The organism is Corallococcus silvisoli, assembly GCF_009909145.1.
Classification (GTDB): domain Bacteria; phylum Myxococcota; class Myxococcia; order Myxococcales; family Myxococcaceae; genus Corallococcus; species Corallococcus silvisoli.
Map to the genome: position 1 here is coordinate 163443 of NZ_JAAAPJ010000007.1, position 18367 is coordinate 181809.

Annotated in this window: 16 protein-coding genes; 3 read left to right on the forward strand and 13 right to left on the reverse strand. The window is 73.0% G+C overall.

What is annotated here, in order from left to right:
- Positions 1 to 6: 6 nt before the first annotated feature.
- Positions 7 to 2019: an ATP-binding protein gene (locus tag GTY96_RS15020; protein WP_328700886.1), complete on the reverse strand. Its 2013-nt coding sequence runs from the start codon at positions 2017 to 2019 to the stop codon at positions 7 to 9.
- Positions 2020 to 2285: 266 nt separating this feature from the next.
- On the opposite strand from GTY96_RS15020, the gene GTY96_RS15025 reads away from it, so the two are divergent.
- Complete coding sequence (locus GTY96_RS15025) at positions 2286 to 3248, forward strand: ornithine cyclodeaminase family protein (protein WP_161665092.1); 963 nt, start codon at positions 2286 to 2288, stop codon at positions 3246 to 3248.
- Between the two features lie 44 nt (positions 3249 to 3292).
- Here the strand turns inward: GTY96_RS15025 and GTY96_RS15030 are convergent, their stop codons facing one another.
- The 3 genes from GTY96_RS15030 to GTY96_RS15040 all read right to left on the reverse strand — a co-directional run bounded on the left by GTY96_RS15030 (position 3293) and on the right by GTY96_RS15040 (position 7184).
- Positions 3293 to 4480 carry a tetratricopeptide repeat protein gene (locus tag GTY96_RS15030; RefSeq protein ID WP_143903660.1) on the reverse strand — a complete coding sequence of 396 codons (1188 nt, stop codon included), beginning with the start codon at positions 4478 to 4480 and terminating at the stop codon, positions 3293 to 3295.
- Positions 4481 to 4589: 109 nt separating this feature from the next.
- The gene (locus tag GTY96_RS15035) at positions 4590 to 5528 is read right to left on the reverse strand and encodes a hypothetical protein (protein WP_161665093.1); all 939 of its coding nucleotides are present in this window, start codon (positions 5526 to 5528) and stop codon (positions 4590 to 4592) included.
- Positions 5529 to 5645: 117 nt separating this feature from the next.
- Positions 5646 to 7184, reverse strand: coding sequence for an FAD-binding oxidoreductase (locus GTY96_RS15040; RefSeq protein ID WP_161665094.1), 1539 nt, complete (start codon positions 7182 to 7184; stop codon positions 5646 to 5648).
- A gap of 149 nt (positions 7185 to 7333) precedes the next feature.
- Here GTY96_RS15040 and GTY96_RS15045 point away from each other — a divergent pair, with 149 nt between their 5' ends.
- Positions 7334 to 7633, forward strand: a complete 300-nt coding sequence (locus GTY96_RS15045) for a hypothetical protein (RefSeq protein ID WP_201756095.1) — start codon at positions 7334 to 7336, stop codon at positions 7631 to 7633.
- Here GTY96_RS15045 and GTY96_RS15050 read toward each other — a convergent pair whose 3' ends face one another.
- Both GTY96_RS15050 and GTY96_RS15055 read right to left on the reverse strand, forming a co-directional pair.
- Complete coding sequence (locus GTY96_RS15050) at positions 7634 to 8359, reverse strand: hypothetical protein (RefSeq protein ID WP_143903666.1); 726 nt, start codon at positions 8357 to 8359, stop codon at positions 7634 to 7636.
- A gap of 95 nt (positions 8360 to 8454) precedes the next feature.
- On the reverse strand, positions 8455 to 9381 hold the full coding sequence (locus GTY96_RS15055) for an NmrA/HSCARG family protein (protein WP_201756096.1): 927 nt from the start codon (positions 9379 to 9381) through the stop codon (positions 8455 to 8457).
- 161 nt (positions 9382 to 9542) lie between these two features.
- Between GTY96_RS15055 and GTY96_RS15060 the strand changes: the two genes are divergently transcribed.
- Positions 9543 to 10148, forward strand: a complete 606-nt coding sequence (locus GTY96_RS15060) for a hypothetical protein (protein WP_161665096.1) — start codon at positions 9543 to 9545, stop codon at positions 10146 to 10148.
- Between the two features lie 25 nt (positions 10149 to 10173).
- Here GTY96_RS15060 and GTY96_RS15065 read toward each other — a convergent pair whose 3' ends face one another.
- From GTY96_RS15065 to GTY96_RS15095, 7 genes are all read right to left on the reverse strand, one after another.
- A complete protein-coding gene (locus GTY96_RS15065) occupies positions 10174 to 10578 on the reverse strand; it encodes a DUF2203 domain-containing protein (protein WP_143903670.1) in 405 nt (134 codons plus the stop codon).
- Between the two features lie 110 nt (positions 10579 to 10688).
- Entirely contained in the window at positions 10689 to 11474 is a 786-nt protein-coding gene (locus GTY96_RS15070; protein WP_235685627.1) for a hypothetical protein, read from the reverse strand.
- 249 nt (positions 11475 to 11723) lie between these two features.
- Positions 11724 to 14189, reverse strand: a complete 2466-nt coding sequence (locus GTY96_RS15075; protein ID WP_161665097.1) for a PAS domain S-box protein — start codon at positions 14187 to 14189, stop codon at positions 11724 to 11726.
- Positions 14190 to 14293: 104 nt separating this feature from the next.
- Positions 14294 to 15010, reverse strand: a complete 717-nt coding sequence (locus tag GTY96_RS15080; protein ID WP_161665098.1) for a c-type cytochrome — start codon at positions 15008 to 15010, stop codon at positions 14294 to 14296.
- Positions 15007 to 16251, reverse strand: a complete 1245-nt coding sequence (locus GTY96_RS15085) for a YncE family protein (protein ID WP_161665099.1) — start codon at positions 16249 to 16251, stop codon at positions 15007 to 15009. Before GTY96_RS15085 ends, GTY96_RS15080 begins: the two co-directional genes overlap by 4 nt.
- Positions 16248 to 16889 carry a hypothetical protein gene (locus GTY96_RS15090; protein WP_143903678.1) on the reverse strand — a complete coding sequence of 214 codons (642 nt, stop codon included), beginning with the start codon at positions 16887 to 16889 and terminating at the stop codon, positions 16248 to 16250. Before GTY96_RS15090 ends, GTY96_RS15085 begins: the two co-directional genes overlap by 4 nt.
- Positions 16886 to 18238 (reverse strand): WD40/YVTN/BNR-like repeat-containing protein, encoded by a 1353-nt coding sequence (locus GTY96_RS15095; RefSeq protein WP_161665100.1) that lies wholly within the window; start codon positions 18236 to 18238, stop codon positions 16886 to 16888. The genes GTY96_RS15090 and GTY96_RS15095 overlap by 4 nt, the downstream gene beginning before the upstream one ends.
- Positions 18239 to 18367 lie beyond the last annotated feature (129 nt).

Consider the following 18367-nt stretch of genomic DNA (forward strand, 5'->3'; position numbering starts at 1 on the left):
CGGGGCTCAGGGCGGGCGGGACGGGACTCGAGGCCAGCGCACGGTGAAGGTGGTGCCGTGCTCCAGGCTGGACTCCACGTGGACGCTGCCGCCGTGCACCTGGACGATCTCGTGCACGATGTAGAGCCCCAGCCCCAGGCTGCGCCGGCTGGCGCCTTCCTCCGGCGTGCTCGACTCCTTGAACGGGTCGAACAGGCGCGGCAGCAGCGCCGCCGGGATGGGGTCGCCCTCGTTGTGCACCCGCATCACCACGTCCGGTCCCTCGTCGCTGAGCGTGGTGCGCACGGGCGTGTCGCTCTTCGCGTGCTGGAGCGCGTTCACCACCAGGTTGCCCAGCACCTGGGACACGCGGTCTGGATCCCAGTGCCCCCACAGGTCGTCACCCCGCGCCTCCAGGGCCAGCGGACGCTCCGGGTACGTCACCTGCAACTCCTCCAGCGCCCCCTGGCACAGCTCGGTCATGTCCACCCGCTCGGGCGTGACGGGGATGCCGCCGCCCAGGCGGCTGCGCGCGAAGTCGAGGATGTCGTTGATCATCCGCGCCATCCGCGCGGAGGACTTTCGGATGCGGTCCACCGCGCGGAGGGAGGCGTCGTCCAGGCCCCGCGCCCGCCCCAGGATGAAGGCCGACGCGTTCACCGCGTGCAGGGGGTTGCGCAGGTCGTGCCCCAGCACCGCGAGCAGCTCCTCGCGGAAGGCGATGGCCTGTTGGAGCGCCGCCTCCGCGCGCTTGTAGGCGTTGATGTCCACCACCGTGCCGCCCACGCCCAGCAGCACGCCCTCCGCGGTGCGCACCGGGAAGTAGTCCGCGCGCCAGTACCCCAGCCCGCCCCGGTCCGGCCCTTCGATGAGCACGTCCTGCACGGGCTGCCCCAGCTCCAGCACCTGCTTCATCGCGCGCTCGATGGGGTCCGCGGCGCCTTCGCGGACCATCTCGCGCAGCGTGCGGCCCCGGTGCGCCTCCGCGGGCTTGCGGTTGAGGGCCGCGAGCAGGCCGTTGATGCGCAGGTACCGCAGGTCCGGATCCAGGAACGCGATGCCCACGGGCACCGCGTCCAGGAGTGAGTCCAGCAGCGCCAGCGACCGCTCCGCCTCCTTGCGCGCGGCGTGCTCGCGCGCGTGCAGCTCCGTCTGGGCGATGTGCGCCGAGGACCGCTCGGCGACCGCGTGGAAGAGCAGCACATCCGAGTCGGAGAAGGCGAAGGCCGTGCGCGACCCCATGTACGCCACGCCCAGCAGCCGCTCGCCGTCCAGGAGCGGCAGGCCATACAGCGCGCGCAGCCCCGCCTGCCGCAGCGGGGCGAACAGGACGCGCGGGTCGGTGGCCGCCGAGCGGATGAAGAAGGGCCGCCGCTCCAGGGCCGCCTGCCCGGTGACGCCCCGCCCCAGCGGCACGCGCGCGCCCTTCACCTCCTGGGTGCCCAGGCCCACGGCGGCGCGCACCATGAGGGCGTCGCCCTCCAGCAGCATCACCGCCGCCGCGTCCACGGTGAGCGCGGCCTCCATCAGCCGGGTGAGCAGGCGCTCCAGGAGCGTCTCCATGTCCGGGTCATCCAGCGTCGCCTCGGCCATGCGGTTCAGCGTCTGGAGGGTGCGCTGCTTCATGGTCCAGAAGAACGTCATCGTCCGGGTCACCACCCGGTCGAGCGTCTCCTCCAGCCGCGTCAGGTCGCCGGTCCGCAGGGGCTGCTCCCGCGCCTCCAGCCGGTGGAGGATGCAGCGGCGCAGGAGGGCGTACTCCTGGGCCACGTCGCCCAGGTCGAAGCCCTCGTCCAGCCGGGCCGCGGCGTGGACCCGCTCCAGGTGCTCATCCAGCGCCTCCGGCCCGGACTCCATCGCGTCCGCCAGCGTGCTGAGCAGCTCCGGCATGTGGTCGATGAGCCACGGCGCGCGTGCCGGCACCTGTCCCCGCAGGTGCTCCAGCACCGCCTGCTGCCAGTCCTCCAGCAGCGCGTCGTGATGCGTGCGCAGGAAGTCCGCCGCGGCGAGGCGGGGCTCGCCTGCCGTGCTCGCGTTCACGGAGTGTGGATCCGGCTCCTGCATCGCCAGTCTCCCCGGGCCCTCGCCCGGTCGCGCCGCCCCCCGGGAAACGGTGCGCATGGTGTTGGCGCCCCGCCTCGTCCCTCCGTCCGGTGGAGGGCACCACCCCGAGCCCCCGGCCGTCGGCCGTGGGCCGGACCTGGGGAGGGCCGCCCGGCGCGCCGTTCACCTTCGGGCGCTCGGCGGCCTCGCGCCCATCTTCCGTCCTGCGCACCGGGGGCTCGGGGTAGGGTGGCCGTCACAGCATGCGCACCCTCCTGCTCAACCGCTCCGCCGTGGCCCGGAACCTCCAAGCGCTCCTGCTCCTGGACGACCTGCGCGAGGCCTTCCGCACCGACGCCCTGGCCCGCACGGTGGCCCCGCAGCGCGCGCGGGCGCCGCTGCACTCGGAGGGCACCGCGCTGGTGCTCTTCCCTGGCAGCGTGCCCGGCATCCCCGCGTACACCGTGAAGGTGCACGCGAAGTTCCCCGGGCAGAAGCCCGCCATCCAGGGCGTGGTGCACCTGCATGACCTGGTCTCCGGCGGGCTGCTCGCGGTGATGGACTCCGGCCACCTCACCGCCGTGCGCACCGGCGTGGTGGGCGCGCTGGCGGCGGACGTGCTCTCCCGGCCGGACGCGACGCGCGTGGCGGTGGTGGGCGCGGGCCAGCAGGGCGTGCTCCAGCTCAAGCAGCTGCGGCTGGTGCGCACGCTCAGCCAGGTGCGCGTCTTCGACACGAACATCGCGCACGCGGCGGCGTTCGCCACGCGCATGTACCAGGAGCTGAACCTGCCGGTGCGCGTGGAGACGTCCGTGGCGGACGCGGTGGAGGACGCGGACATCGTCGTGACGGCGACGTGGAGCCACCAGGCCTTCCTGCACGCGGGCATGGTGCGGCCGGGCACGCACATCACCGCGCTGGGCGCGGACGAGCCGGGCAAGGCGGAGCTGTCCCAGGACCTGCTCCAGCAGTCGCTGTTCGTCTGCGACCACCGCGGGCTCAGCGTCTCCACCGGCGCCGCGGGCGCGGCGGGCCTCACCGAGTCCGCCATCCACGCGGAGCTGGGGGAGATCCTCGCGGGCCTCAAGCCCGGGCGCACGTCCCAGGAGCAGGTGACGGTGTTCGCCGGGGTGGGCCTGCCCTTCCAGGACCTGGCCACCGCGTGGCACGTCTTCCAGTCCGCGTCCGGCGACGAGGACGTGCCCACGCTCGACTTCAACGCGTAGGCGCGCGCGGGGACGCAAGGCCCCGCGCGGGCGCGGCGCGGCTTTCAGGCCTTGGCGAGCGCCTGCGAGAGGCGCACGGCCTCCTCGTGCAGGTCGGTGTCCTCCGCCAGCGGCATGGCGAGCACCTTCTGCACCAGCTCCTTCGCCTTCTTCTCGTCGCCCAGGCGCGCCTTCGCGAGCGCCAGGTTGAGCAGCGGCTCCGGGCGCTCCGGGGCGCGGCGCACGGCCTCCTCCAGCACCGTCACCGCGCGCGGCAGGTTCGCGTTCGCCGGCTCCGCGGGGATGCGCAGCAGCAGCTGGCCCAGGTTGTTCGCGGCCCGCCAGCCGTCCGGCGCGACGCCCATGCCCTGCTCGTACGCGGTGATGGCCTTGTCGTACGCGGGCGGCTCCTGCGCCTCGAAGCAGGTGGCCTCCGCCATCTTCAGGGACTCGCTGGAGACGCCCAGCGACGCCATGGTCTGGCACAGGTGCCGGGCCTGTTCGATCTGCCCGCGCGCCAGCATCAGCTGCGCGAGGTTGGCCTGGGCGTCCGCGTCCTTCGGGCGCTGGGCCGCGAGCGCGGAGGCCGCCTGGTACGACGTGCGCAGGTCGCGCAGCGCCATGGACAGCACCGTCACGGACGCCAGCATGCGCGGCTGGTTGGGCACCGCCTTGAGGCCCTGCTCCAGCACGCGGCGGGCGTCCACCAGCTTCTCCTCGGAGGCCAGCGCGTGCGACAGGCTCAGGTACGCGGGCACGAATCTCGGCTGCTGGGTGATGACCTCGCGCAGCGTGGCGAGCCCCGCGTCCGTCTTGCCCGCCTCCAGCTGCACCTGACCCAGGCGGTAGCGGAACACCGGCTGCTGGGGCGAGAGCTTCACCGCCTGGGTGAGCGCCTCCAGCGCCTGGGGCGCCTTGTCCTGCTTGATCAGCATCATGCCCTTGCCGAAGTGGGCCTCGGCGCGGTTCGGGTCCAGCGCGAGCACGCCCTGGTAGGCCTTGAGGGCGGCGTCCAGCTGGCCCTTCTGCGCGGCGATGTTGGCGCGCACCAGGCCGGTCTCCGGCGTGGCCCCGCCGGCCTCCGCCTTGGCGAGCAGCCCTTCGGCCTGGGGAACCTTGTTCTCCACCAGCGCCAGCTTGGCCATGACCACCAGGGCGTCGCGGTGGGAGGGGTTCTTCGCGAGGAGCTTCTCGGCCTCGGCCTTGGCCTGGGCCACCTGGCCCTGCGCGAGGAGGGTTTCCAGAGAGTTCATAAGGGAAAGTCTCCCCCAGGGGCCGGGGGCTGTCGAGCAACGGGGAAAAAGGAAGGGCCTCGCCCGGATGGACGAGGCCCTGGGAAGAGCGTCGGTGCGATGCGGCGGACTACCAGCTCGTCAGCGCGTTCTTGATGCCTTCGCCGACGTTCTTGATGCCCTCGCCCACGTTCTTGATGCCCTCGCCCACGTTCTGCACCGCGTGGCCCACGCCCTCGGCGACGTTCTTCGCCGTGTCGCCGAGCTTGCCCACGTCCACGGAGAAGCCGAACTCCAGGCTGGCGCCGATGCCCAGCGCCGCGCCCACGTCGAAGTTGGCGGACAGCTTGCCGTCCTTCAGGCCGACGTTGGCCTCGAACTCCACGCCGATGCCGGCGAAGGCCTCCGCGCCCGCCGTGACGGTCGCGGGCCCGATCTCCTGGCTCACCTCCGCGCTGGCGCGGGCGCCGGCGAAGGCCTCGCCCTTCACGGAGGCCGCGGCCTGACCGTGGAGCGGATCCAACACCACCTGGCCCGTGGCGCCCGCCTCGGCGCCCACGTTGCCCTCGGCGCCCCACTGCGAGCGGCCCAGGGCGCTGTCCGCGTGGCCTTCCACGGAGCCGCGCACCAGGTCCGCCCTCGCGTCGACGGAGCCCTCCGCGCCAATCTTGCCGTGCAGCGGGTCGATGGAGACGTTGCCCTGCGCGCCCACGTCCGCCGTCAGCGCCTGGCCCTCCACCGTCGTGTGGAAGTTGCCGTTCGGGTCGCCGAAGGTGTGCTCACCGGACGCGGCGGTCCAGCTCTTGTTCCACTCGCCCTGCGCCACCGTCTGGTCGAAGCGGCTGGTCTCCAGCTGCTTCTGGATGTCCGTCGTGGTGGAGGGGTTCGCCTGGTTGCTGGTGGTGACCCGGTTGCCCTGCACGCCGCGGTTCAGGTCGATCGTCGCCTCGCCCTGCGCCCGGTTCTGCGTCTGCGCCTGGACCTCACGGCGCACGTTGGTCCCGTTGGCCGGGGGCGTCGTCGTGGGGTTCCGGAACACGGGGCGGTAGCGGTTGGTCTCGATGGACATGGCGAAGGGCTCCGGCGGCGCGAGGCGCGGTGGGAAATCTTGTGACTTGAGAGTTTATCGGGGGGGGGCCGCGGAAAGTTTCCACTCCTCTTTTTTCTCCGCTGATCCACCCGTGCCTCAGGGCTCGGATCTCCCGGGAGCCAGGATTCCCTCGGGATCGAGCGCCGCTTTCAGCCGCCGGCCCACCTCCGGGGAGTCGTCCCGCACGGGTGGTGCGGCCTCCTGCGCCTGGAGTCCGGCTCGGGTCAGGTGGTACCCGGCGTCCGCCAGTTCGCGGGAAAGGGCGCGGTAGCAGGCCTGGGCGCGGGCGTCCTCGCCGCGGGCGTCGCGATCATACGCGAGCGCGGCGACCAGATAGAGGCAGCGGGGGGAGTGGGCGAGGAGGGCCAGGTTGGGCTCGAAGCCGAAGAGGCGGGGGACGCGGTCGGCGATCTCCACGGCGCGCTTCGCCTCCTGGCCGGTGAAGGGCACGGCGACGGAGCACCAGATGAAGCCGCAGCGGTCGCGGTCGGGGTCCGGGTCCTCCGGACGCGGGGTGCGTTTGCGCCAGTACGTCATGGCGAGGTTGGCCTCGGTGGGGACGCCCTGGAAGGGGCTCTCGCCGTCGGGGGCCACCGGGCCGAAGGACAGGGGGCGGAAGGCGCCCTCCACCGCGCGCGCGAGCCGCTTCTCCAGCAGGGCGCCCATTTCGGCGTCCGGGGCGGAGAGGGCGCCGCTGATGGCCCAGCGGCCGAAGCCCTCGCGGAACTTGTCGCGGGCCCAGTCCGGCAGGGGCGTGCGGCCCACGGAGGCGTAGGGGAACTGCTGGGTGACGCTGAAGGCCTTGATGTCGTTCCAGAAGAAGAAGCTGCCCCGGAGCGTGCCGTCCAGGGCCAGCGCCTGGAGCCGGTCCACCATGTCCCAGAGCTGGGCGTCGTCGTTCACGGCGCAGAAGAACTCGCGCAGCCAGGGCTGCTTGCGCGACAGCCAGAACGTCATCCGCGTCACCACGCCCAGCGAGGACTGGCTGAAGAGGCCGTCCAGCACCGGCCCCAGGCCCCAGCGGAAGACGGGGGCGGCGCGCGACTCGGGGAACCGCGCGTGGCCCGTCTCCACCCGCTCCCCCGTGGGCAGGACGGCCTCCAGCGCGCACACGTGCTGGAAGATGTCCGCGTGGGGGCCGCGTCCGTCGCCGCGCTCCAGCGCGTTGCCCACCATGCTCGCGTCCGGCGACCCGCCGATGGTGGTGATGAACGTGGTGGAGCCGCGCTCGCGCAGCCACGCGTGGGCCTGCCGGAACGTCACGCCGGGCTCCACGGTGAGGTACGCCAGCTGCTCGTCGTGGGCGAGGATGCGGTTCATGCGCCCCAGGTCCAGCAGCACGCTGCCGTCGCCGGGGGGCACGCGCGAGCCGTAGCCCCAGTTGCGGCCGGCGCTCACCGGGTACACCGGCACGCGGTGCGCCGCCGCGATGCGCAGACAGGCCTGCACCTGCGCGGTGTCCGCGGGCCGCACGATGGCGGGGACGCGCTGGGTGGTGGCGAAGGTGGCCGTCTGGGCGGCCTCCAGCGCGTCGGGGTCCACGTTGACGTGCGCCTCGCCCACGGCCTCCCGGAACGCGGCCAGGGCCGCCTGCAAGTCGGGGGAGGGCCGGGCCTTCGCGTCGTTCTCGCTCACGGGGGCGCAGTATGCCCGCGCGGCTCCACGCTTGCTGGCCACCCGGGAGGCGAGCGGGCGGCCGGGCCCCCAGCCGGGAGGGTCGCCGGGTGGACACCTCCGATGGTCGCCCCCTCGCGCGTGTTCATCTTCGGCGTGGGGAGGTGTGCATGGTCGGCTTCATCGCGTCGCGGACGGGACGGTGGGTGCGGATTCTGGCGGGCACGGGCATGGTCCTGGGAGGCCTGCGGGCGGGCTCTCCCCGGGGCGTGGCGGTCGCGCTGGCCGGGCTGGCGCCGCTGCTGTCCGGGGCGCTGGACCTGTTCCTCCTGGGGCCGCTCTGGGGCCTGCCCGTGCGGGGCTCGGAGGTGCGGCGCGCGCTGGGGCAGCCCGAGGACGCGCGGCTCATCGACCTGGCGCACGACGGCGGGCGCTCCCCCTACGTGCCGCCCAGCACGCTGCTGCACTAGCTAGCCCTTGCTCACCTGGAAGGGGATGGCGAGCGTCCCGAACGGCTCCCCCGTCTGGGCATCCACCAGGTTCATCTGGAGCGTCACCGCGTCCTCGCGGTGGACCACGCCCTGGAAGTACAGGAAGCCCTCCAGCGTCCCCCCGGGCTCCAGCGTGCCCTCTGGCAGCGCGTTGTTGATCATGTCCGCCGTGGGCAGCGGCTCCACGTAGCGCGGGGGCCCGTAGTACAGGTACGGGTCGTAGAACGGGCTGCCCCACCACGGGCCGTACCAGCGCGGTCCCCAGCCCCGGCGAGGGCCGTAGGCGTAGGCGCCCGGGCCCACGCGCAGGCTGACCGAGGGGGCCACCACGCCGTTGTAGGACGGAGGGACCCAGGCCGGGTCCCTGGAGGACATGGCCCGCCGCAGCGACACCAGGGGCAGCGCGCTGTAGCGGAACCGGGACTGCTGGCCCACCAACGCGAACGACGGGTACTGGACCCGGAGGGGACGGTCTCCCTGGTTCTCCAGGCGGATGTAGATGGGGGTGAGGCGCCGCTCCAGGTCGTACGGGGCCCCCTGCCACGCGGAGGAGTCCGCCACCAGCCGCACGCCCTGCTGTTCCGTGATGGCGCCGCTCTTGCCGTTCTGGAGGACCCCCGCCTCCGGAGTGGGGCGCAACTTCGTCTGGGCCGCGCAGCCCGCCACCAACAACAATGCCGCGGCCCCCAACACCCGTGCTCGCATCGCAATGCCTCCTTCACCTGAAGGTAGGCGCGCGGCGTTCAGCGGCTGACATGCCCCGTCCTCCACCCCGGCGGGCGAGCGCGCGGGCAGGGGGCCTACGGTTGGGGCGTCACCGGCTCGGCGGCGGTGGCTGGCCAGGAGGGGGACGTGATGAAGCCCCAATCCTGATGGCGCGCCCAGGTCTCGAAGGTCTGCCAGGTGACGCGCGGGTAGTCGTTGCGCAGGGTGAGGATGTCCGCGTGGTAGCCCACCTTGTCCAGCCACTCGAACATGGCCGCCAGGTCCTCGCTCTGTTGGTGCAGCTGCTCCAGGGGCACCTGTTCGAAGTGGATGCGGTGTCCGCTCACCATGGAGAGCAGCGCCGCGGCCTGCTGGCCCGTCACCTCGTCGGAGGCGACGTCGATGCGCTCGCCGATGAACTTCTCCGGATCCTCCAGCACCTGCAGCGCGAAGGCCCCCAGGTCATCCACCGCCACCATCTGCAGGCCGCGCGAGGCGGGCAGCGCGACCGGAAGCTGTCCGGACGCCAGCGCGTCCCGGAGCGGCCGTTGGGTGAGGTTCTCCATGAAGTAGGTGGGGCCCAGGATGGTGAAGGGCATGTCCAGGCGCCGCAGGTACAGCTCCACCGCGTGCTTGCTGTCGAAGTGCGGGATGCCGGTGAGCTCCGACGCGCCCGCCACGGAGGAATACACGTAGTGCCGCACGCCGGAGCGCTTGGCCGCGTCCGCGAGGTTCTGGCCGTGGTGGATCTCCGCGTCCACGCCGCCGGAGCCGAAGGGCGTGCCCATGGCGTAGACGGCGTCCACGCCGCGCATCGCGCGCTCCAGGGTGCGGCGGTCCTCGAAGTCGCCTTGCGCCAGCACGACGCCCGGCTTCTGGAGGGCGCGGGCCGAGGGGGACTCCACGTCCCGCACCAGGGCCACCACGTGGTGGCCGCGGTTGAGGAGCTGGCGGATCACGGCGCCGCCCTGCTGGCCGGTGGCGCCAGTGACGAGCACGGTGATGGAGAAATCCACGGGCATGGCTTCAGACCTCCGGACGCGACGTGTCACGGAAAGCTGGAGACGCCCCCGGGCGTTGGCGAGGGCCGGAAGTCGCACTGTCCGCCCCCGAGCACAGGCTCCCGAAGCAGGCAGGCGAACGCGAGGGAGCGGGCAGCCGGCCGTGGCATCCTCCCTGCCCCATGAGCAAGCGTGACACCCCCCCGTCCTCCGAGCTGGTCTCCGCCGCCGAGGCGCTCGACGCAGAGCTGCTTCGCTTCGAATCGCTGGCGCGCCAGCTCCAGGAGGCGCCCCTGACCTCGGAGAAGCAGCTGGAGCGCGCCTCCAAGACGTTGAAGGACCTGGCGGACCTGGACGACGCGCTCCGCGTGCGCGTGGGCGCGCTGGTGCAGGCCATCACCGGGGTGCGCACCCGCCAGCAGACGCAGGCGGACGCCGTCAACGCGTGCGCGCAGGAGCTGCAGCGGCGCACGGAGGCGTTCAAGGACCTGCTCACGCGCTACGGCGCGCTGGGGCAGAGCGCGGCGGACCTCAACGGGCGCATGCAGGAGTTCGCGGCGCTCCGGCAGCAGGCCACGCGCACGGCGGAGGAGGACGCGCGGCTGACGTCCGTCTTCACGTCGCTGCAGGACCGGATGGCGGAGGTGGCGGACGAGGCGGCGACGCTGTCCCAGGCGGCGGACGCGGACCGGTTCGCGGACATCGGCCGACAGGCGGACTCGCTGCGCCAGCAGCTGCTGTCCGCGCGCAACAAGCTGGGCCTGCTGCACCAGAGCCTGTCGAGTTGAGGGGGCCACTTCCTCCGGGAGGAGGTCAGCTGAGGTAGCTGGGCTCGAAGTCGTCCGGGCTCTGGATGGGGAGGCGCCCGGAGAAGCCCGCCTTCAGGTCGTGCCAGTGGGCCACGGTGTTCTCGCCGTAGCGCCAGCACAGGTAGACGGGCTCCTCGCCGCGCCGCGCGTGGAAGTCCACCAGCCCGTCCGCGCCCTTGATCTCCAGGCCCATCTCCTGGAGCGGGACCAGCTCCACGCGGATGCGCTCCAGCAGGGCGTCGCGCTCCTCGCGTTGGGTGCGGACGTCCTCCGTGTCGGGTAGGGCCTCCGGGCCGTCCAGCACCTCCGCCAGCTTCTGCACCCGCTCCACCCAGGGGCGCACGCGCCCGAAGATGGTCGTCAGCAACGGCACCAGTCGGCTGGCCTCTTCCACACTGAAAAACCGCATCGGGGCGACAGCATGCAGTGTGCGGCCCTCGCTGGCCACCACCTTCCCAGGGGGCTGGGTGGACAGGTGGGGCCGCCTGTCGGAAACGGCTCAGCGGGGGGGCTGGCAGGTCATCCGCGCCGCAGCGAGGACAGGTTGTCCAGCAGCCAGCGCCAGGCGGACTCGCGCAGGGGGAAGGCGGCCTCGCGTTCGAGGAAGGCGGGGGTGTGTTCGGCGGCGCAGCGTCCGGTGCCGTCGTGGGCGTCCTGGGCCGCGTCGGCGGCGGCGAGGTCCGCGTGCAGCAGGGCGTGGAAGACGATGAAGTCCACGACGAAGGCGGGCACGTGGGGGCGGTCCAGCGCGGGGTGGACGCGCACCTCGCGCAGGCGCGCGTCGTAGCCGCCCAGGTGGATGGTGCGGCGGGTGCGGCGGCCGGGGCGGCGGGCCCAGCCGACCTCCACGCCCTGCACGCGCCCGTCGAACCAGGCCGCGTCCAGGCGGGCGTGGACGGCCTTGAGGTCGAAGCAGCGTCCGCGCGTGCGAAGGGGTTCGCCCGGTTCGCGTTCGCGGCGCACCTGCGCCTGGTGCGCGTGGCTGAAGGTCTCCAGCGCGTCGCGCGCGGCGGGGTCGCCGGACACGTAGAGGGCGAGGGCGCGCACCACCGGGTCCGGCGCGTCCAGGAAGAGGTGGTGCAGGCGCAGCCGGAGGCCCTCGGGGAGGCGGCGGTAGCTCACCAGGGTGGCGCGGTTGTCGGTGAGGCGCAGGTGCACGGGCATGCCCAGCAGGGCGGACACGCGGCGGGCCAGCTCGGCGGCGCGGGGCAGCGCGTCCTCGCGCGAGGGCAGCCGCGCGTGCGCCGGGGTGTTCCCGGGGGACGGGGCGTCGAACATCGCCAGTTGTCCGGGCGGCGGACGCATGACCTGCAAGCTAAGCCCTGTCCCCGCCCGCTGGCCACAAGGATGCGTCCAGAGGTGTCGGGCGTCCCACGGCCCTGGTGCACCGAGCGCTCGGCTCCCGTGCATGCGCGGGTCCGTGCTCCGAGGCGTCGATGTCCCACGGCCCCTGGCGCACCGCGCGTGGCTCCCGTGCACGGGCTCCGCGCGTGCTCGGGTCATCGGCGCGCCCCGAGGCCCCGGTGGACGCGCGGCGCTCTGGCTCGCGTGACCTCAGTCCTTCGGCTGCTTCTGGAAGCGGCCCGCGAGCGACGCGAGCACGGCGAGCAGCTCCACGGGCTCCACGGGCTTGGGCACGTGGCTCTGGAAGCCGGCGCGCAGCACGCGGGTGCGGTCCTCGGAGCGGGCATAGGCCGTGATGGCCACCGCTGGGGTGCGCCCGCCCTGCTCTTCGGGCAGCGCGCGAACGCGCTCGATGAACCCGTAGCCATCCGTGCCCGGCATGCCGATGTCGGAGACCAGCACGTCGGGGCGCTCCGCCTGGATGACCTGGAGCCCTTCCGCCGCGGAGCCGGCGGTGAGCACGCTGGCGCCGTTCTCCTCCAGGAGCGTGCTCAACAGCTCGCGCGCGTCCTCCTCGTCGTCCACCACCAGCACGCGCACTCCGTCCAGCTCCGAGGGATGCGCGGTCGCCGGGCCCGGGGCCGAGGTCCGGGGCGCCGTGGGCACCTCCGGGCCGCGCCGCTGCGTGACCGACAGGGGCAGGCGCACCGTGAAGACGGCGCCCTGGCCCTCGCCCTCGCTGGCGGCGGAGACGGTGCCGCCGTGCATCTCCACGATGTGGCGCACGATGGCCAGTCCCAGCCCCAGGCCGCCCGTCTTGCGCGTCGTGCCGCTGTCGGCCTGACGGAAGCGCTCGAAGACGTGGGGCAGGAAGGCCTCGGGGATGCCCTGGCCGGTGTCCTCGACGGTGAGCTCCACCAGGGAGTCCCGCCGCGCCACCACCAGCCGCACGTGGCCGCCGCGGGGCGTGAACTTCACCGAGTTGGACAGCAGGTTCCACACCACCTGCTGGAGCCGGTGCGTGTCGCCCATGACGCTGCTGGAGGTGTCCACCGTGGCCCCCAGCTGGACCCCCCGCGCGTCCGCCGCGGGCCGCACCGAGTCGAGCGCCTGCTGCACCACGGCCGACAGGTCCACCGGCTTCACATCCAGCCTGAGCTTGCCGGACATGATGCGGCTGACGTCCAGCAGGTCCTCGATGAGCTGACCCTGCGCGCGCGCGTTGCGCTCCATGGTCTCGAGCGCGCGTTCGCGGCGGGGCTCCGGCAGGTGGCCGGTGCGCAGCAGTTGCACCCAGCCCAGGATGGCCGTCAGCGGCGTGCGCAGCTCGTGGCTGATGGTGGCGAGGAACTCGTCCTTGAGCTGATTGGCTTCCTCCGCATCCTGGCGCGCGGCGCTCTCGCGGGCGAGCAGGGCCTCCCGCTCCACCTCCGCCTGCTTGCGGTCGGTGATGTCGATGACGCTGCCGATGTAGCCCAGGAAGTGCCCCTCCGTGTCGAAGCGGGGCGAGCCGGTGTCGACGGCCCAGCGGTACCGGCCGTCCTGGCCGCGCAGCCGGTAGTCCAACCGGAAGGGCGTGTGTCTGGCATTGGCGAGGATGAAGGTCTGCCGCGTGCGCTCCAGGTCGTCGGGGTGGACGGCGTCGAGCCAGCCGAAGCCCAGCCCCGTGGCCTCCGTCTGGCCGGTGAAGTGGTACCAGCCCCGGTTCATGTAGGTCGTGGAGCCATCCACGTCCGTCACCCAGAGCATCACGGGGGCGTGGTCCGCCATGTTGCGGAAGCGCCCCTCGCTGTCGCGCAGGGCGTCCATCAGGCGTTCGCGCTCCGCGGCGACGGCCTTCTGCTCCGTGATGTCGCGCGCGGCGGCGTAGATGAGCCCCAGCTCGGGCACGGGGCGCGCGGCCCAGGCGAGCCACCGGTACTGGCCGTCCTTGGTGCGGAAGCGGTTCTCGAAGCGCAGCGTGGGGATGCCCTGGGCCAGCTTGCCCACCTCGTCGAGCGTGGCCTGCCGGTCGTCGGGGTGGACCAGGTCCAGGAAGGGCTGCTGGTAGAGCTCCGCCTCGCTCCAGCCCAGCACGTGGAGGAAGTACACGTTCACCCGCTTGAAGTACGCGTCCAGGCCCGCGATGCAGAACATGTCCGGGGACAGCTGAAAGAAGCGCTCGCGCTCATCGGCCTCGAAGCGGCGGCGCTCGGAGCTGTCCAGCTCGAACGGGACCACGGCCTGCGCGAGCGCGGTGTCGATGCAGGCGCTGAGCAGCCGCAGCTGTGACAGCGGGGGCTCCAGGCCCTCGCGCTCCGCCCGCTCCAGGATGCAGTCGCGCAGCAGGGTGTACTCGCGCGTGACCAGGGCCACGTCGAAGCCCATGCGCAGGCGGCTGCGGCCGTGCGCCTCGGAGGTCTCCTCGTGGTGGAGCGAGTCGAAGTCCACGCCCTCGGCCTCCGCGCGCGACAGCGCTTCGCGAAGCTCGGCAAGGAACGCAGGCAGGCCGTCGATGATCTGCTCGCGCGACAGGTGCAGGGGGGCCGCGAGGGCGGCCATGCGGGCGACCCAATCGTCCGTGATGGCGTCGCGGTGGGTCTCCAGCAGCTCGGCCAGGGACGACGGGACCGCACCCGCCCTGGGCGTGCGCCCTTCCGACGAAGGGCCCCGCTCCTGTGAACCCGCCGAGGCCATGGATTCCTCAGAGGTGCGGATGCCCGGCGTGCATTGGCAGGGGCGGAACGCCGGGCGCTTCCCGTCCTGCCTGGCCGCTTGCCAGGGAGGACGCCCGTGCGTGGCTACAGCCCCAGGTATGCCAGCAGGGCGCCCAGGTCCGCGTCGGACAGCGCCTCCCGGCTGTAGGGTGGCATGTTGCCCCCCACGCCAAAGAACTGGCCGTGCCGCACCTTCTCGATGACGACCTGCGCGTGCGGGATGCCCGGGAAGAGCCGGTCGTAGTCCTGCGTCACCTCCGGCAACACGGAGGCCAGCTCCGTCAGCCGCCCCGCGCCCGTGTGCGTCGCGCCGTGGCAGTCCTGGCACGCCGCCCGGTACACCGCCTCCCCGTGCGCGGCATCGCCCCGGGGCACGTCCTCGATGTCCTTCACCACCGTGAACGGCAGCGCGGGCGCCTGCGCGTCCGGGCTGATGCGCGACAGGTATTCATACAGGGCGCGGGAGCGAGGGTCCTCCGCCTCCAGCTTCGTCACCCCGCGCATGAAGTTCACGTAGCAGAAGTTCACCGCGTCCAGCAGGTGCGTCTCGTAGCCCCCCCACCAGTTGGGCCGCGCCGCCACGTTGTACAGCGAGTAGCCCGCGTCGATGCGGCCCGCCGGCAGCGCGGGCGTCGTCACGTGGCACGTCGCGCACGAGAAGCGGTTGAACGTGCTCTCCGACAGCCGCGCGTCCTGGAACAGCGACTCCCCGTAGTCCGCGGCCGGGCGAGGCTCGCTGTCACCGCACCCGGCCAGCGCGCCCAGCCCCAGCGCGGCCACGCTCGCGAGAAGGCGCTTCATGGCGTCCCCCGCAGCAGGCTCACCGAGTCCGGGAAGAGGCCCATCTGGACCGTGGACACCACCGTGCCCTCCGCCAGGTCCACGACGTGCAACGTGCCTGGGCCAAGGTGGTCGCCTTCGCAGACCGCGAGGCCCTGACGCTCGTCGGGGGTCAGCATGAACTGGTGCACGTTGAGGCAGCCCGCCTGGGACAGCGGCAACGTGCGCGTCACCGTGGACGTCACCGGGTCGATGACCGCCACCGCGTCCTCCTGTTGGTAGGGCAGGTACAGCATGCCGCCGTCCCGCGTGAACGCGCCGAACATGGGCGAGCCGCGCAGATACACCGTGCGCGCCGGGTTCATCGTGCGCGTCCCGGGCTCCAGCACCTGCACCTGCCGGCTCGCCAGGGAGCTGACCCACACGTCCCCCGTGGTGGGCGACACGGTGAGCGCGTAAGGCTGGTGGCGGGGATTCGTCGCGGTGCCCGCGCCAGCGGCCACCTTCACGCGCGTCACCGGCGTGCCCTCCGTCGCCAGGTCCACCACCGCGACCTCGTCCGACCAGCAGGCCACGTACGCCGTGCGCTCATCCTGGGACAGGCGCACCGCGTGCGGCGCGGGGCACACCTTCACCCGCGACTTCACCTCCATCGTCGCCGCGTCCAGGATGGCCATCCGCGCCACCATGTCCTCCTCCGGGCCGCCCTGACGCGCCACGTCCGCGATGCGCAGCAGGTCGAAGTGCGTCTGGTACAGCGTGCGCCCGTCCGCGCTGACGATGACGTCTCCGGGGTTGCGGTCCACGCGCGCGGACGCGACCAGCCGGTTGTCCTTCGCGCTCAGCTTCAGGCAGTAGCCATCCGCCGTGCCGGTGCCGTGCGCGCCGTGAGGACCGGAGCCGCCGCCGGGCACGTAGTTGGAGATGCCCACGTAGTAGAAGTCCCCGCCGGGGGAGACCGCCGTGTGGTGCGGCCCCTCCAGCTCCACGGGGTTGAGCCCCACCGGCACGCGCGCCAGCTCGCCCCAGCCCGGCGTGCCCAGCCCGTCCATGTCCAGCAGGCTCACGGAGTCATCCAGGCTGTTGGTCACGAGCAGCCGCCCGGAAGGCCCCGGAGGCGGCACCGTCGCGCCCCCGCGCGTCCATGGGTTCGGATCCGCGTACGTCAGCGGAGGCACCTCCAGCGTGCCCTCCGCCCGGAGCGCCCCATCGTTGCAAGACGCGCCCAGCGCCAGCGCGCAAAGCCAGGCCACACGCCTCATTTCTCGCGCCCCAGCGTGAAGGGAACCGTGGACCCCATCGTGTAGGGCCCCTCCGTGATGCGGTTCTGCACCAGGTACGCGCTCGTCACCTGGACCGAGAACGTCGCGCCCGCGGCGTCCCGCAGCGTCCGCCAGGAGCCGTCATCCAGTTGCCACTGCAACTCCGACGTCAACAGCTGCGCGAGGGGGCACTGGCGCCCCGTCGTGTACACCTTCACCCAGTACAGGTCGCCCGTGTACGGCGGCAGGTGGGCCTCCGCGCTGGGCAGGACGAGGTCGCCCAGCCACGCGAGCATCGACCGCTTCGACTCGCGCGGGGCGGCCTCCCGGAGGGGCGTGGCGCGGCCGGGCCGCTGGAGCGACGCGCGCAGGGGGGACGTCCACCGCCACAGCGGCGCTGCCGCGTCCGGCGCGTACGTCTGCCCGGACTCCGGCGACACGAGCGTCACCGCGCGCGAGCTGTCCTCGGGCCGGCTCTGGGCGTCCACCAGCGTGCGCCAGGCCTCGTCCGTGGCGCCGCCGGCGTACAGCGGCTCACCACAGTCGGCCGTTTCGGGGTCGTCGCCGTGACAGGCCGTCAGGCCGAGCAGCGCGACGGCGGCGGTGCTCCACAGCAGGGAGGTTCTCAGCATCGTCATGGGCAAGGGTCCTCGCGCCGCCGGCCGCGGCGCCACCAGGGGAGAAGGAACAGGGGAAGGAGGGTGCCCGCGGGCGCGGCGGCGCAGCCGGAGGACGGCTTCGGGCTGGAGGGCGTCGTCCCCGCGTCGGTGGGCGGCGCGCCGGCATCGGGGGCGCCCGCGTCCGGCGTGCCGCCCTCCGGAATGCCGCCGCCATCCGGCATCCCGTCCGGGTAGAGGGGCGCGCCAATCGTCCCCGCGAGCTGGGGCCACCGCGACGGACACAGCTCTCGCACGGGCGTGCCCGCCGGACACTGGTGGCTGCCTTGGATCTGCTCCAGGCTGAAGAGCGGCTCCCAGGTGGTGCCCTCGTCGTGGCTGCGCGCCAGCGACCAGTCATGGAGCCACGGCGAGCCGCAGCCGTAGAGCACGTCGCCCACGCGCGTCACGCACGCGTTGCCGGTGGGCAGCTCCAGCTGGGTGAAGGGCCCTCCCGCCTGGCTGCGGAAGAAGGCGTTGTAGGTGGACACCCACGCGGTGCCGCCGTCGGCGGAGAGGTCCATGTTGACGAAGACGTCCTCGATGCCTCCGCCCGGGCTCGGGGGGAAGGTGCGCCCGCCATCCGTGCTGTGGAGGATGTGCGTGGTGCCCTGCGCGGACACGCGGGCCCAGACGCCGCGGGAGTCCGTGGGGTCCGTCGCCGTCACCACGAAGTCGAACGGGCGCACCAGGTCCGGGAACGCCTGGGGCAGCTCCTCCCACGTGTCGCCCGCGTCGTCGCTGCGGAACAGGTACATGCGCGCCGTGTCCCACGCGGACACGTAGAGCGTGCGAGGGTCCGCCGCCGATACGCGCACCGCGGAGAAGACGATGCCGTCGCGCTGGAGCGGCAGCGCCCGCCACGTCTCCCCGCCGTCATCCGAGCGGAACAGCCCGTTCCTCGCCGCCGTGGAGCGGCCCGTGGACGCGTACAGCACCGCGTCATCGCCGGGCTGCGCGGCGAGCCCCGTCACCCAGGTGTCCTTGAAGGCGGGGTGCGTGGACCACGAGCACGCGCCGTCCTTGGAGCTCAGGAGCGCGTTGCCGGTGGCCGCCAGCAGCGTCCCCGTCTCGCGCCAGATGAAGGACTCCGGGCGCCAGCCGCCATAGCCCATCGCATCCGGGCACACCCAGCGCCACGTCCGCCCACTGTCGCGCGAGATGATCGCTCCGAACGTGGCGCCCACGAAGACGTCCTCGGGGTGTCCCCGCCGCAGCGTGACGTTGGATGTCTCCGGGAGGCCCGCGTGCGCCCACGCCGCGCCCGAGCCCAGCAGGGCGGCCGCGGCCGCCGCCGTTCGCACATCCCCCATGATTCGTGGCTTTCGCATCCGCCGCTCCGGCGCTGGCCCCATGGCCCCCCACGATAGCGCCGGGCGCGCGCCTGCATAGGGATGCTTGCGCTCGGGAGCCCCTCCGGCCGGACCGCGCCTCCCCGCGCGCAGGGCAGGCGGCCGGTA